The organism is Paenibacillus sp. FSL K6-2393, assembly GCF_038002545.1.
Taxonomy (GTDB): Bacteria; Bacillota; Bacilli; order Paenibacillales; family Paenibacillaceae; genus Paenibacillus.
On record NZ_JBBOCU010000001.1, the window covers coordinates 2,033,815 to 2,048,214 of the forward strand.

Here is a 14,400-nt window from a genome sequence, read left to right on the forward strand (position 1 = left end):
CTTGATAAACCGTCAAGATCAGAAGAGCCAAATGCAAATAAAACAACAAGAATAAGCACAATTAATAGCTCGGCAAATCCGATTCCGTCAAACTCGGACATGACATCCACCTCATTTCTTGGCCACTAAGAATTAATTCTCTGTTGAAATGCCTGTATAACATCATTAAGCGTCATATCGCCGCCAGTTTCATCCAGGAATTGTACCAGTTTGTCTGAATTGGAGGGTGTGACCTTTTGAAGTGTTTTATATTGACCAACCAATTCTACAACCAATGTAGCCTCACGAAACAACGTGACAGCATCCACTCTCAACTTTCCGCTCACCAATAGCGCTGCTACAATCAGTTCGAGATTTTTCCCTTTAAGGCTTCCATTAAGGAGGGTATTAGCAGCATTTGGTTTTTTGTTAGAACCTTTATTTGATTTTCCGTTCCTTCCCACTGCCATAACAGGTCCCCCACTGGTTGGTGTTTAATTCATCTTCCGTTATTGTATCTTATGTGTAATTCCCTATAATGTTCGGCCTATTAATCTATGTGTCCAATTCATATAGTTGTGGATATAAAAAAGAGACCTCCCGAATAGTTAGGAGGTCTCTTGTCAACTGTTACGCGTTATTAATAATGGTATTCATTGTTGTCCGATCCAGACCTTTGACCAGTTTCACGATCAGTTCTTTGGCCGCATCGTAGTCATCCGTATGAATAATGGAAGACGAGGTGTGGATATAACGAGCGCAGATACCAATAACTGTTGATGGTACACCAATTCCACTCAGGTGTACTTGACCTGCATCGGTACCACCTGGTGAGATGAAATACTGCATTTTGATCTGATTGGATGAAGCCGTATCTTGAACATATTCGACCATGCCGCGATGGGTGAACATACCCGGGTCAAAAATACGAAGCAATGCGCCTTCTCCGATATGTCCAAATGACTGTTTGTCACCTGTCATATCATTCGCCGCGCTACAGTCAAGTGCAAAGAAGATATCAGGCTGAATCAGATTGGCCGCCGTACGTGCACCGCGAAGCCCCAGTTCTTCCTGAACCGTTGCACCAGCGTAAAGCGTGTTAGGCAGTTTTTCCTTGTGCAACGCTTCAACCAGTTCAAGTGCAAGTCCTACGCCGTAACGATTATCCCATGCTTTGGCCATGATTTTTTTCGGGTTCGCCATCGGCGTGAATTCACAGATTGGCACGATCTGCATCCCTGGATGAATGCCCCAGGATTCTGCTTCAGCACGGTTGTCTGCCCCAATATCGAGATACATGGAATTCAGATCAACAGGTTTGTTCCGCTGGGACTCGTCCAGCAAGTGTGTAGGTGTAGAACCTACAACTCCGGTAATGCGACGATCCGGTGTGATGATTTCCAATCGCTGAGACAGTACAGCCTGACTCCACCATCCACCCAGTGGACGGAATTTGACCATACCCGTTTCCGTAATGCCTGTAGTCATGAAACCAACTTCGTCAAAGTGTCCGGCTACCATAACTTTAGGACCGGATTCCTCCCCGCGTAATACACCAAATAGACTCCCCAGGCGATCCTGGACGAACTCATCGGTATAAGCAGAAAGCTTATCTTTCATCCAGCCGCGAAGCTCACGTTCAAAACCGGATGCGGAAGGAAATTCCGTCAACGTACGAAACATATCCATCGTTTTTTCATTCATGTGTGTCAACAACTCCTCTGTTGGTATGTATTTCAGGTCACAGTAGAACGGCTACCCGCCTGTTGTCCTTTAAGATGTAGTTCAAAAAGTCTTTTATCTTTTTGAACATGCACTTTAATATGCTGAGGACTTGTTATTTAACCACTGGTCACATTACAGTATGAACCTTGCGCAAGTGATTGTCCATGTTTATGTCACGTATTTAAGGCATGTTTTGGGCGCTTACCGTGTCCAAGTTTCATGACTCTATCCGCTGTAGTCGCAGTCCTGATGCCACTTCAATGAATATGAATATATGGAGGAGATGTCATCATTTTGTGATGTTCTTTTTGTTCAATATTTGTTGGTCTGTTTATAGGAAGGAGCTATATATCCAATGAAGCCTCCAGAAGAGGGCACGGAAAAAGTACTGTTTATCGTTCTTTTTATCTTGCTCGTGATTGTTCTTCTTTATTTATAGAACGTATCTAAAAGTCCTCAGAACCGGCGTATTCCCATCTTGCTTCCACAACATGATCTTGTTGGAAACATATACTGTCTGTCGCCGGATACATAACCTTCCGATTATTAACAAACAATGAATATAGGATTACACACATTGGCATTCAGCCGTAGCTTTGAACCATTTTCACATAGAGGAGGTCTTGTATCTTGCCAGCTCAATCTGCATCCGGAAGCGAAAAAAAATCATCGTCCCTGTCCATGGATGAAAAGGAGTACAAAAAAGTCGCAAAAAAACATGAGCCGCCTCGTCCAATCCTGAAAAATTGCCTCAAAGCATTTCTGGTTGGGGGTACCGTCTGTTTGATTGGACAGGCCATTCAAGAGGCTTTTATGGCCGGTTTCGACATGACATCGAAGGAAGCTTCCAGTCCTACGGTGGCGGTCATGATTCTCATATCGGTTATTCTAACGTGTCTCGGCGTTTACGATAAAATGGCTCAATGGGCAGGAGCAGGAACTGCTGTGCCGGTTACCGGCTTTGCCAATTCCATGTGTTCTGCTGCACTGGAACATCGTGCTGAAGGACTGGTGCTCGGTGTAGGGGCCAACATGTTTAAACTTGCTGGTTCCGTTATCGTGTTTGGTGTCGTGGCAGCATTTGTCGTAGGGATTGTTTACGCCTTTTTGGGATTTGGAGGTGGGCACCTGTGAAACGATTGGGTCGCCAGACATGGCAGTTTGAGAATCGTCCGCGGATCATCGGTAAAGCCGCAGTTGTAGGACCAGAAGAAGGCGAGGGTCCACTGTCATCTGATTTCGATTATGTCTACGACAACCTCGAGATCGGCGAGAAAACGTGGGAAAAGGGAGAACGCAAACTGCTCGAACAGGCCTCTCAGCTGGCTTTGGTAAATGCAAATATCACCAAGGAAGAGCTTCAATTTTTTGTTGGTGGAGATCTGATGAACCAGATTATCAGCAGTTCCTTTTCAGCGCGAAAACTGGGTGTGCCTTACCTAGGTGTCTTTGGAGCCTGTTCTACTTCCATGGAAACGTTAGCGTTAGCGTCCATGATTGTTGACTCTGGAGCTGGAGATTATGTCCTTGCAGGAACGGTGAGCCACAACTGTACGGTTGAAAAACAATTTCGGTATCCGACGGAGTATGGCTCCCAGAAGCCGCCTTATGCGCAATATACCGTCACAGGATCAGGGTGTGGTGTGGTCTCCCGCACTGGTGATGGTCCCGTTGTTACCAAAGCCACTATTGGACGCATTATGGATTTGGGCATCAAAGATCCTTTTAATATGGGTTCAGCCATGGCGCCAGCAGCAGCCGACACTATAATCTCTCATTTCAGGGATACGGGATTGGAACCCGGCTATTATGATCTCATTGTGACCGGGGATCTGGCTTCCGTCGGTCTGCCAATTACGAAAGAGCTTTTGCAAAAAGAAGGCATTCCCATGGAACAGACGGTTTTTAATGACTGCGGCCTGATGATCTATGATCGGGAGAAACAGCCTTATGTTGTTGCCGGGGGAAGTGGCTGCGGATGTTCTGCCACCGTCACCTATGGTCACATTTTGAACCGGATGCAGAAGGGTGATCTTAAACGGGTGCTCGTCGTTGCTACGGGGGCGCTGTTATCTCCGATTTCGTACCAGCAGGGTGAAAGTATTCCTTGTATTGCACATGCCGTAGCTATTGAAAAGGAGGGATAAAGGTAATGCAGTTCTTGTGGGCATTTATCGTTGGCGGTTTGATCTGTGTTGTCGGACAGCTTCTAATGGATGGGGTTAAACTGACGCCAGCTCATACCATGAGTACACTAGTTGTGGCAGGGGCAGTTGCTGATGCACTCGGTCTCTATGATCCGTTGGTCAAGTTTGCAGGAGCAGGTGCTTCTGTACCCATCACAAGTTTTGGCAACTCCTTGGTACATGGAGCATTGACTGAACTTGAGAAAGAGGGATGGATTGGAGTTATTACCGGGATCTTTGATCTGACAGCAGCGGGAATATCGTCAGCGATCATCTTTTCTTTTCTCGCGGCATTGGTGGTTAGACCAAAAGGCTAACATAGAATGAGAAATCTCCTTGAACATATTGCGATTCAGCAGAGGCTCCGGATAACTTTTATCCGGGGCTTTTTTGTCGTATTCATGCGTGAACTGCGGTGAATCTGACGGGCTGGAAACAAATTGTGAGTTCCTTCGAGTGTACTCGTGACTCTGGATCATGTACAATAAAAGGAAATCTGTATGCTTTTTTAGGAGGTTAGACCACATGCCTGTGCGCAAAGAGTCGATCCAAATCATATCCGCAGTTCGTTCAAATCTGGAATCCTGTATTATGGGGAAATCCTTTGAAATTCAACTTTTACTTACAGCTTTGCTTGCAGGCGGGCACGTTCTGATTGAAGACGTACCGGGAACTGGCAAAACGCAATTAATCAAGGCATTATCGAAATCCATGCGTGGTGAGTACCGGCGTATTCAATGTAATCCTGATATTTTACCTAGTGATATTACGGGCGTATCTGTGTTCCATCCGAAGGATGAGCGTTTTTATTTCCGGCCAGGTCCTGTGATGACCAACATTTTGCTGGCTGATGAGATTAACCGGGCCACAACAAAAACCCAATCGGCTCTGCTCGAAGTGATGGAGGAGCGCAGCGTAACCGTTGATGGCGATACGTATGATCTGCCACATCCATTCATGCTCTGTGCAACTCAGAATCCGATTGATTTTGAAGGTACGTATACGTTGCCGGAAGCACAACTCGACCGGTTTATGTTGAAAATAAGTCTAGGTTATCCCGATAAGGAAATTGAGAAAATTCTATTGAAACAGCATCAGCTCGGTCAGCCTGTAGATCGCCTTGAATCCGTGACTCATATGGACCAGATCTCGGCAATCCAGCAGGAGATTAAAGAGGTCTTTATCGGTGATCCGGTTATGGACTATCTGCTTGATGTTGTTCGCCAAACCCGCTCCCACCCATCTGTATTGCTGGGTGCCAGCCCACGGGCAGCCATATCGTTCATGATGGCCGTAAAAGCCTTTGCTTTCTTACAGGAACGTGATTATGTGCTTCCGGATGATGTGAAAACGATGGCCCCTTATGTGATCTCTCATCGTATTGTGCTTCGTCCCGAATCGAGACTGGACAGTATGAGTTCCGAGGCCGTTTTGAATGCCGTACTCCAGCAAGTACGCGTGCCCGTCTCCATGGGGCAATAGTTCATGAAGCCGCTTTTGAGAACAGTCAATAGAGGGTTACGCCACCCACGCGTATGGAGCATCGCAATGGTGTGGATGTGCTGTCTGGCTTATGTTTTGTTTCAGGGCGGGAAGACATCCCTTATGCTGCTGTCGATGGTGACCCTGCTCTGTGTGTACCTTGCCATTGCTGGATTTAGCGGGGTAAGACGTGCTCAAGGAGTTCGTAGGTTATCTTCTGGTCCAGACCACGAAGAATTGCTGCATGCGGGTGACCAGGTTCAAGTACAGCTGAGTTTGACTATTCCGGGATTCCTCCCGCTTCCCTATGTTGTTGTGCGTGAAATGCTGCATCGGCATAACGGAGAATCGTGGTCGTTCAAGGAAAGTTTGATTCCCAATATGAGAGGTAATGGCGAGTTGTCTTTTCAGACACCGCCACTTGAGCGGGGGAAGTATGTTTTTTCAGAAACGGAATGTGCCAGCGAGGACATATTTGGACTGATTGAACATCGGGGAAAGTTTAAGGCCAAAGGTGAGTTTCGCGTACTGCCAAGAACGGTATTTATTCCATATTGGCAGCTCTACGACCGCAAATCACGGTTATCCGGTCCTCAGACGGCGTTAACCCGCTCACGGAGAGAGACCACTCAGATCAATGGTGTACGTGACTACGTATACGGAGATCGACTTTCCCGCATTCACTGGAATGCAACGGCAAAGACAGGGAACTGGAAGTCCAAGGAGTTTGAACATGAGTCTGTGCCCAAAACCATTCTGGTTCTGGATGCGCTGGCATCAAGTTATGAACATGGGGATGCATTTGAAATTGCCGTTTCCACGGCTGCCTCTCTGCTGGAGTATGGTGTCAGGGAACGAATGGGGATGGGGTTATTGACATTGTCAGACCAGACATCCTTCATGGCCCCCAGTGAAAGTCTGATGGAACGACAGAAGATGATGCATCATCTGGTGGATATTCAATATAACGGTCAGGATACCCATCTGTTGCCCGGCGTGGAAAGAATCGCACGTCAACTGCCTCAGGGAGCTTACTTTGTCGTGATTTCTCCCCAGAAGGATGAAAAAATAATGGAACTGTTGCGCTGGGCCGATACGCGGGGCATGACTCCATGTCATATTCTGATCGATACCAGTGAATCCCGCCGAAGTGCCGAGTGGAATGCCATGTTGCGTGGAAGAGGCACGAGGTCATTCACTGTTTCTCACTTGCAGGAGCTTCCAACGGTGATGGGGGGAGGTTCTGTATGAGTTCAAAAGGAAATGAAAGTATTGCGGGCAAACGATCCTGGTATCATGCAGCGTCATTGCTCTGGATTTTCCTGATTGGAATGCAGTGGATTTCATTTACGCAGGAATCGTGGTACACGGAGACCACTTCTCTGGTGTTATGGACACTTGCAGCAGTCAGTGTGCTGGAGGTCATTCTGCCCTTTAAAACAATGTATCGGGCGATCATCAAGGCGGTCGTTGTTGGTTACATTTTGCATAAAACGCTGATTGATTACACCGTGTACATCCCTTATGGCTCTTTAACGGACCGAGCGGAGCAATTCATATTACACATGACGCCGTACATCTGGTTCTCCCTGTGTGCATGGGTGATGCTTGAAGCTGCGCTTCGACTCGTGACCACAACACGTCGTATTCTTGTTTTTCTGGGTGTTAACATCATTTCGATGGGGATTCTCGATTCTTTCACCCAGATTCCACTCTGGATTGAAATCGCGTGGGTGATGTTTGCGGGGATGGGATGGCTCGTATGTCAGCATTTCCGTAACTATCAGCTACAGTATCCACAAGGTTGGAAACGAATCATCCGGTATCCTTATAAAGTCCTGGCCAATATTGCCATTATCTTTTCTTTGATTATTGTAGCCAGCGTCAATATGCCGGAGATTCCACCCACCTTGACGGACCCCTATACGGCATGGCGTAACTATACCGGAACTTCCACAAGTCAGGCAGGTAACGGAAACCTTGATATTCCCGCGGCTACCGAATCGGGATACAGCAGGGAAGACAATCAGCTTGGTGGAGGTTTTAACTTCGACTATACCCCTGTCATGTCTGTCACGACCAATGAGCGCAGTTACTGGCGCGGTGAGACACGTGCAGAGTATACAGGCACAGGCTGGGATGACCGTGGACGGGGTGCAACAGAGAATGTTGAAGCTGGACAGCCTCTGGAGAACCAAGAATCCGGTAATGTGAATACCAAACAAGTGACTCAGAACGTAACGATGCTGAATGACAATGTCTATCCGATTCTCTTTGGTGCTTATTCGATCTCGGAAGTTAGCTCGATTAATGGTGAAGACCGAACGGAACGGATGTTGTGGAATGCCGAACAGGCTGAACTGCATGTGGTGACAGACCGTCAGCAACCACAGTATCCCAAGACATATACTATCGTATCGGAAGCCCCTGTGATTGTGGAAGATGAGCTTCGTACGAAGTCATTTGAAGATCTGTATAACAGTAAACCGGCAGACGATATGTACTTGCAGTTACCTTCCCGTTTCCCTGACCGGGTATCGGATCTGGCAGCCGAGATAACAGCATCTGCGAATACTCCGTATGAAAAAGTGGCATTACTGCAAAACTATTTACAAACTAATTTTGAATACACGAACAATCCGGATTTATCTCGAAAAGTAAGCAGCGACTTTGTGGAAGGTTTCCTGTTCGATATTATGGAAGGCTACTGTGATTACTTCTCCACTGCGCTGGTGATGATGGCGCGCTCGGAGGGCATTCCTGCAAGATGGGTTAAAGGTTATGCGCCTGGACAATTGTCCCTGAATTCGGACATGCAGGCTCCACGTCAACCTGGCGCGGAGATTGAGACGACCTACACCGTTACCAATGCAGATGCACACTCCTGGGCAGAGGTTTACTTTGGTGAGTATGGATGGATTCCTGTTGAAGCAACGCCGGGCTTTGATATGCCGCTGCTGACGGAACAGCCTGATGTACAGCCTGTAGATGAGCCTGAAGAAGAGCCTGAAGAGGAGCCGGTACAAGAGGAAGAGCAGACCCCTGCACCTGAGCAGACATCGTCTGCCATCCCGACTTTTGTTATCTGGGCTGCAGGAGCCATTATCGTATTGTGGGTAGCATATATGTTCTGGCGTAATCGTTTCTCCATGCGATTCTTCCTGCTTCGTCTACGGACAGGTGGACCGCTCACCCCTGAACAGAAGGTAGTGGCAGAGACCGAGCGTTGGATTCAGTATGTGAAACGCAAAGGGTTAACCCGGAGCGGAGACGAGACACTTCGTGAATCGGTAGCCCGCTGGAGCCAGGCAAAACCTGCTGCAGAAGTGACATTGCATGAGCTTCTCACGAAGTTTGAACAGACTCGTTACAGTCCGGCGTCCGTAACTGCCGACGACTGGAAGGGCGTCTATCAGACCGCCTTGAAGCTGCGGAAGGAACTGAAAGCGGAACGGGCATAGTTGTTGCCCGTCCCGTTTTTCCTTTTTTCCTATGCCATCAGGCGCTGTATGCATTTTCAGGAAAGACGGATTTGTGATATAGTGTGTCGTATGAAACTGAGGTGACTTCTTTGTTTAAAATGTTAATGCCCAAGCTGCGTGTAGACACGGTTTTTGACATTAATCTGGAAGAGCTGTACGCTCAAGGCTACCGTGGAATTATAACTGATCTGGATAACACACTCGTTGGAGCCAAAGCCCCTGACGCTACGCCCGAACTGATTGAATGGTTTGCACGTGTGAAAGAGGCAGGTTTCAAGCTGATGATTGTGTCCAATAACAATTTGAATCGTGTATCCCTGTTTGCGACCCCGCTGGATATCCAGTTTGTGCATAGTGCACGCAAACCATCGAATGTACCGTTTCGTAGAGCAATGAAAATGATGGAGTTATCTCCTGAAAACACGATTGTAGTAGGCGATCAGATGCTTACGGACGTTTATGGAGGGAACCGAATGGGGTTATATACCGTTCTGGTACTGCCAATCTCCATTGGGGACGAAGGTTTTATGACCCGCTTCAATCGACGCGTGGAACGGATTGCTCTAACGAGTTTACGCAGGAAAGGCTTATGGCTTGAGGAGGAAAAGAAGAAATGACAGAACCGCATAACGGCAATCTTGCCGTAAGGTGCAGCGGATGCGGCGTGCATCTGCAAACAGAAAATTCGGAATTACCAGGGTTTATCCCCGAGAAGGCACTGGATCGTGAACCGGTTATATGCCAGCGCTGTTTCCGCATCAAAAACTACAATGAGTCATCATCCGTTACGGTGGATCAGGACGAATTCCTGGCGCTGCTTAGCAAAATCGGGGATAAGGATGCACTTGTCATCCATATCGTTGATTTGTTTGACTTTGATGGCAGCATTATCTCCGGTCTGCAACGTTTTGTAGGCAACAATCCGGTACTGCTTGCTGTGAACAAAACGGACTTGCTTCCGAAAGTAACCAACTGGAACAAGGTTCGCAACTGGGTACAGAAGCAAGCCAAAGAACAGGGTTTGCGTACCGTGGATGTAGTCTTGTGCAGTGCAAAGCAAAATCAGGGCTTCGACCGACTGCTTGAGCTTGTAGGTACGTATCGCGAAGATCGTGACGTGTACGTGGTTGGCGGTACCAATGTGGGTAAATCCACACTGATTAACCGTCTGATCCGTGATTACAGCGATCTGGAGCAGGAACTGACCACATCCCGTTATCCGGGAACAACGCTGGATATGGTGAACATTCCGCTGGATGATGGAAAATATATTATTGATACGCCTGGAATCGTATATCCATGGCGTTTCAGCGAGATTGTTTCACGTAAGGATCTCGCTGCCATCATGCCGGAAAAACCGCTTAAACCGGCTGTGTATCAGTTGAATTCCGGTCAGACGCTGTTCTTTGGCGGCATGGCTCGATTTGACTTTGTGGAAGGTGATCGCCAGTCGTTCACTTGTTTTATCAGCACTGCGCTTGATATCCACCGGACGAAGCTGGAGCGTGCAGATGACCTGTACCGCGACCACCTGGGAGAATTGTTGTCTCCGCCAACCCGTGAGGATGCAGCAGACATGGCCGAATGGACCAGACATGAATTCCGCATCAAACGCGGCAGTCAATCGGATGTATTCATCTCGGGTCTGGGCTGGATTAAGGTTAATGGCGATATTGGAGCGCTTGTTGCCGTTTATGCTCCAAAAGGCATTCGTGTACAGATCCGCCCATCCTTGATCTAGTAATCTCAGAAGCTGTACATCAGATGGATCGGAGGCGGACCTATGTCTGAGCAGAACAAATTCAACTCTTCACTTCCTGTGTTGCTTGGTGTTATGGGTGATCCGATTGCTCACTCCAAGTCTCCGGCAATGCACAATGCGGCTCTGCAGGTTGCAGAAGTGAATGGAATGTATATGCCACTGCATGTTCATCCGGATCAACTGGAAGCAGCAGTTCGGGGAATTGTGGCACTTGGCTATCGTGGAGTCAATGTCACCATCCCGCACAAAGAGCAGGTAATGCAGTATCTGGATGTGATCGATGAAAGTGCTCGCCTGATTGGTGCGGTGAATACCATCGTTAATGAAGGTGGAACACTGACAGGGTACAATACCGATGGTATTGGCTATGTCCGATCCCTGAAGGAGGAGGCAGTGCCTGAGCTTGCGGGCAAGCGTATTGCTGTACTGGGAGCAGGTGGAGCAGCGAGAGGTGTCATATACGCACTTGCACTGGAGAAGCCTGAGCGGATTCACATTTTGAACCGTACAGCAGACAGGGCTATTGCACTTGCTTCGGATTTGCGGGGCCATGGCTTGGGAGAAATCTCGGGCAGTGGCATGGAAGACGCTGCGACGGTCTTGGCTACGGCTGATATCGTGATTAACACAACGGCTGCCGGAATGCATCCGCATGTTGATGACGTACCGGTTGATCCTGCAATGATCCGTGAAGGATCAGCGGTGAGTGATCTGATCTACAATCCGCTTGAGACCCGTCTGCTTCGAGAGTCGCGGATGCGCGGATGCACGGTTCACGGTGGTCTGGGGATGTTTGTATATCAGGGCGCAGTGGCCTTTGAACATTGGCTTGGCATTCCGGCTCCTGTGGAGACGATGAGGCGAGCAGTACTAAACAGTTTTGAAGTGTGAAAATAATAATTGAATGGTCAGGTCCGGACAGTTTTTGCGTTGTCGATCAGGGCCTGCTCAACATAAGGAGTATGGAGTATTCATGTTAAACGGTAAACAAAAGCGCTTTTTGCGGTCACAGGCACATCACCTGACCCCTGTATTTCAGATTGGTAAAGGTGGAACCAATGAGCACCTGTTCCGTCACATCGAAGATGCGATTGAGAAGCGCGAATTGATGAAAGTGCAAGTATTGAACAACAATGACGAGGACAGAAAAGAGATGGCAGAAGAAGTTGCCCGTGAAACGGGAAGTGAGCTTGTACAACTCATCGGTAACACAATCATCCTGTACAAAGAATCTCGCGATAACAAACAAATCGAACTACCTAGATAAGGGAGCGTGACGCAGGTGAAGATCGGCATCATGGGTGGTACGTTTGATCCGATCCACATGGGACACCTCTTGGCAGCTGAAGCGGCAAGGGACTCGCATGCACTGGATGAGATCTGGTTCATGCCTTCCCATGTTCCACCTCACAAACGCGGAGCCGGAGCTTCGGGACAACAACGTCTCGATATGACGGAAGCGGCTGTGAAGGGTGTGCAGCAATATGAGGTGCTGGGTATTGAGATGGAATTGGGCGGAGTGTCTTATACAATTGATACGATGAAGGAACTGTGGCGGCGCCATCCTGAACATGAATTTTATTTCATTATCGGGGCGGATATGGTGAACTATCTTCCCAAATGGGAGCAGATTGAAGAACTTGCCGAACGCCTAACCTTTATCGGGGTTGGTAGGCCGGGTTTCCAGTTACATCTGGATGATCTACCAGACGAGTTACAGGATCGGGTCTTGCTGGCCGAGATGCCCTTGGTGGATATTTCATCAACAGCCGTACGCAGACGTCTTGCCAAAGGTCATTCGGTACGCTTCATGATTCCTGATGAGGTGCACCAATACATTGTAAGGAGCGGTTTATATGGGACTAAGCCGTGAGAAACTAATACAAGCCGTATCCGGGCAAATGCCGGAAAAACGCTGGAAGCATACACTTGGCGTGATGGAGTCGGCAGTGATGTTGGCTGAAAAATACGGTGCTGATCCTGTAAAAGCGGATCTGGCAGCGATATTGCATGATGTGGCGAAGTACTGGCCCGTAGCGGAGATGGAAGCGGTCATCCGCGATAACGGATTAAACCAGGAACTTCTGCAGCATGACAAGCAGCTCTGGCATTCGGAAGTCGGTGCTTTTGTAGCCAAGCGTGATTACGGTGTAGAGGATTCCGAAGTGATTAATGCCATCCGGTGGCATACCTCGGGTCGGGTGGGCATGAGCCTGCTGGACAAGGTGGTATGTCTTGCCGATTATATTGAACCGGGGCGAGATTTCCCGGGAGTGGGTCACATTCGCGAACAGGCTGAACGTAGTCTGGACGAAGGTTTAATTGCCGGATTCGATTCGACGATCAGCTTGCTGATCTCGCAACGACGTGTCATTTATCCTTTGACTATGCTGTCGCGGAATGACTTGATTGCACAATTATAGAGGTTGTTCAAAAAGTCCACTTTTGATTACGAAGGATCTTTTTTGAACACACAATTATAGATTATGGAGGTTGGTTCATGACAGTATCATCGAAAGAACTTATGAATATGGCGGTTGCTGCCGCTGACGACAAAAAGGCATCCAATATTGTAGCGTTGGATCTGATTAATGTTTCTCTGGTGGCGGATTATTTTGTTATTTGTCACGGGAATTCCGATACACAGGTACAAGCCATTGCCACTGAAATTCGCAAACAGGCTCATGCAGCCGGAGCGACGATCAAAGGTATCGAAGGTATGGATTCAGCACGTTGGGTATTGATGGACATGGGCGATGTTGTTGTTCATATCTTCCACCGTGACGAGCGTGAATACTACAACATTGAACGACTATGGTCTGATGCCAAAGTGGTGGAAACTGTATGAGTTTGATTGCTGGAACAGTCGTCTCTTTGCCGGTGTCACGTGAAGTGTCTCCGTTTGGCTTCTTTTTGACGACAGGATCGGAAGATGTACTGCTTCACTATACCGAGTTAACGCGTGATATTAAGATTGGTGAGACGCTTGAGGTCTTTGTATTCTTTGATACGGAAGATCGTCTGGCCGTAACGATGAAAAAGCCTTATCTCATGCTTGGCGAAATGGCACGACTGGTTGTGGCTGATGTTCACCCACGACTGGGCTGTTTCCTGGAAATGGGACTTGGACGGCAATTGCTGCTTCCTATTCGTGAATTGCCTGAGCTGGAAGAACTGCGTCCTCAAGTGGGGGATGAAGTCTTTGTAATCATGGAACATGACAAGCAGGGACGTCTGCGTGCCAAATTGGCCGGGGAACGTGAGCTTTCACCATTGTCTTTCCATGCGCCAACTTCATGGTTAAACGAGTGGGTTGAAGCGACGGTATACAAGCCGCTGCAGATGGGTACTTTTGTACTTGTAGAGGGCGGTGTACTGGGCTTTGGCGCGATTGGTATGATTCATTCATCTGAACGTAGTCATATGCTGCGTCTTGGTGAGAAAGTTAAATGTCGGGTGACACTGGTACGTGAAGACGGACGTGTGAATCTGGCCATGACTCAACTCAAACAAGTTGGACGTAACGAAGATGCAGACAAGCTGCTCGCCTTTATGAAAGAGCGTCCTATGGGCGGCATGCCTTACTCTGATGCAACTCCGCCGGATATCATCAAGCAGCGCTTTGGCATCAGTAAGTCCGCTTTCAAGCGTGCCTTGGGCAAATTGATGAAGGACGGATTGGTGGTCCAAAAGGAAAGCTGGACGTATCTGTCCGAATCTGCTCCTGCGGATCAAAGTGAAAACAAGTAATTCTTTTGATTAAATAGTTGTAATATGGAACTCG

Annotated in this window: 16 protein-coding genes; 14 read left to right on the forward strand and 2 right to left on the reverse strand. The window is 48.0% G+C overall.

Features of this window, described 5'->3' with window-relative positions; translation table 11 throughout:
• Positions 1-125: 125 nt before the first annotated feature.
• Positions 126-449 (reverse strand): hypothetical protein, encoded by a 324-nt coding sequence (locus MHI14_RS08890; RefSeq protein ID WP_074095924.1) that lies wholly within the window; start codon positions 447-449, stop codon positions 126-128.
• A gap of 160 nt (positions 450-609) precedes the next feature.
• Positions 610-1,683, reverse strand: a complete 1,074-nt coding sequence (locus MHI14_RS08895; protein WP_074095923.1) for a M42 family metallopeptidase — start codon at positions 1,681-1,683, stop codon at positions 610-612.
• Between the two features lie 651 nt (positions 1,684-2,334).
• Here MHI14_RS08895 and spoVAC point away from each other — a divergent pair.
• The 14 genes from spoVAC (at position 2,335) to MHI14_RS08965 (ending at position 14,366) form a co-directional block, all read left to right on the forward strand.
• The gene (gene spoVAC / locus MHI14_RS08900; RefSeq protein WP_036615164.1) at positions 2,335-2,838 is read left to right on the forward strand and encodes a stage V sporulation protein AC; all 504 of its coding nucleotides are present in this window, start codon (positions 2,335-2,337) and stop codon (positions 2,836-2,838) included.
• Positions 2,835-3,851: a stage V sporulation protein AD gene (spoVAD, locus tag MHI14_RS08905; RefSeq protein ID WP_076214289.1), complete on the forward strand. Its 1,017-nt coding sequence runs from the start codon at positions 2,835-2,837 to the stop codon at positions 3,849-3,851. Before spoVAC ends, spoVAD begins: the two co-directional genes overlap by 4 nt.
• 5 nt (positions 3,852-3,856) lie before the next feature.
• Entirely contained in the window at positions 3,857-4,207 is a 351-nt protein-coding gene (spoVAE, locus tag MHI14_RS08910) for a stage V sporulation protein AE (RefSeq protein WP_091028336.1), read from the forward strand.
• 208 nt (positions 4,208-4,415) lie between these two features.
• A complete protein-coding gene (locus MHI14_RS08915; protein ID WP_036615157.1) occupies positions 4,416-5,372 on the forward strand; it encodes an AAA family ATPase in 957 nt (318 codons plus the stop codon).
• 3 nt (positions 5,373-5,375) lie between these two features.
• On the forward strand, positions 5,376-6,623 hold the full coding sequence (locus MHI14_RS08920; protein WP_176872547.1) for a DUF58 domain-containing protein: 1,248 nt from the start codon (positions 5,376-5,378) through the stop codon (positions 6,621-6,623).
• Positions 6,620-8,833 carry a DUF4129 domain-containing transglutaminase family protein gene (locus tag MHI14_RS08925; RefSeq protein WP_341130200.1) on the forward strand — a complete coding sequence of 738 codons (2,214 nt, stop codon included), beginning with the start codon at positions 6,620-6,622 and terminating at the stop codon, positions 8,831-8,833. The genes MHI14_RS08920 and MHI14_RS08925 overlap by 4 nt, the downstream gene beginning before the upstream one ends.
• Positions 8,834-8,943: 110 nt before the next feature.
• Entirely contained in the window at positions 8,944-9,471 is a 528-nt protein-coding gene (locus tag MHI14_RS08930; RefSeq protein ID WP_036615148.1) for a YqeG family HAD IIIA-type phosphatase, read from the forward strand.
• Positions 9,468-10,595, forward strand: coding sequence for a ribosome biogenesis GTPase YqeH (gene yqeH / locus MHI14_RS08935; RefSeq protein WP_341130201.1), 1,128 nt, complete (start codon positions 9,468-9,470; stop codon positions 10,593-10,595). Before MHI14_RS08930 ends, yqeH begins: the two co-directional genes overlap by 4 nt.
• 42 nt (positions 10,596-10,637) lie before the next feature.
• A complete protein-coding gene (aroE, locus tag MHI14_RS08940; RefSeq protein WP_341130202.1) occupies positions 10,638-11,507 on the forward strand; it encodes a shikimate dehydrogenase in 870 nt (289 codons plus the stop codon).
• Between the two features lie 82 nt (positions 11,508-11,589).
• A complete protein-coding gene (gene yhbY, locus MHI14_RS08945; protein ID WP_017687186.1) occupies positions 11,590-11,883 on the forward strand; it encodes a ribosome assembly RNA-binding protein YhbY in 294 nt (97 codons plus the stop codon).
• Positions 11,884-11,898: 15 nt separating this feature from the next.
• Complete coding sequence (locus MHI14_RS08950; RefSeq protein ID WP_074095918.1) at positions 11,899-12,489, forward strand: nicotinate-nucleotide adenylyltransferase; 591 nt, start codon at positions 11,899-11,901, stop codon at positions 12,487-12,489.
• Positions 12,473-13,039 (forward strand): bis(5'-nucleosyl)-tetraphosphatase (symmetrical) YqeK, encoded by a 567-nt coding sequence (gene yqeK / locus MHI14_RS08955; RefSeq protein ID WP_341130203.1) that lies wholly within the window; start codon positions 12,473-12,475, stop codon positions 13,037-13,039. Before MHI14_RS08950 ends, yqeK begins: the two co-directional genes overlap by 17 nt.
• A 77-nt stretch (positions 13,040-13,116) precedes the next feature.
• On the forward strand, positions 13,117-13,464 hold the full coding sequence (gene rsfS / locus MHI14_RS08960) for a ribosome silencing factor (RefSeq protein ID WP_036615136.1): 348 nt from the start codon (positions 13,117-13,119) through the stop codon (positions 13,462-13,464).
• The gene (locus MHI14_RS08965; RefSeq protein ID WP_036668546.1) at positions 13,461-14,366 is read left to right on the forward strand and encodes a CvfB family protein; all 906 of its coding nucleotides are present in this window, start codon (positions 13,461-13,463) and stop codon (positions 14,364-14,366) included. The genes rsfS and MHI14_RS08965 overlap by 4 nt, the downstream gene beginning before the upstream one ends.
• Positions 14,367-14,400: the final 34 nt, after the last annotated feature.

Coding starts and splice junctions, on each gene's coding strand:
- MHI14_RS08890 (WP_074095924.1), bottom strand. CDS start 449: ATGGCAGTGGGAAGGAACGGAAAATCAAATAAAGGTTCTAACAAAAAA.
- MHI14_RS08895 (WP_074095923.1), bottom strand. CDS start 1,683: ATGAATGAAAAAACGATGGATATGTTTCGTACGTTGACGGAATTTCCT.
- spoVAE (WP_091028336.1), top strand. CDS start 3,857: ATGCAGTTCTTGTGGGCATTTATCGTTGGCGGTTTGATCTGTGTTGTC.
- MHI14_RS08915 (WP_036615157.1), top strand. CDS start 4,416: ATGCCTGTGCGCAAAGAGTCGATCCAAATCATATCCGCAGTTCGTTCA.
- MHI14_RS08920 (WP_176872547.1), top strand. CDS start 5,376: ATGAAGCCGCTTTTGAGAACAGTCAATAGAGGGTTACGCCACCCACGC.
- MHI14_RS08925 (WP_341130200.1), top strand. CDS start 6,620: ATGAGTTCAAAAGGAAATGAAAGTATTGCGGGCAAACGATCCTGGTAT.
- yqeH (WP_341130201.1), top strand. CDS start 9,468: ATGACAGAACCGCATAACGGCAATCTTGCCGTAAGGTGCAGCGGATGC.
- aroE (WP_341130202.1), top strand. CDS start 10,638: ATGTCTGAGCAGAACAAATTCAACTCTTCACTTCCTGTGTTGCTTGGT.
- yhbY (WP_017687186.1), top strand. CDS start 11,590: ATGTTAAACGGTAAACAAAAGCGCTTTTTGCGGTCACAGGCACATCAC.
- yqeK (WP_341130203.1), top strand. CDS start 12,473: ATGGGACTAAGCCGTGAGAAACTAATACAAGCCGTATCCGGGCAAATG.
- rsfS (WP_036615136.1), top strand. CDS start 13,117: ATGACAGTATCATCGAAAGAACTTATGAATATGGCGGTTGCTGCCGCT.
- MHI14_RS08965 (WP_036668546.1), top strand. CDS start 13,461: ATGAGTTTGATTGCTGGAACAGTCGTCTCTTTGCCGGTGTCACGTGAA.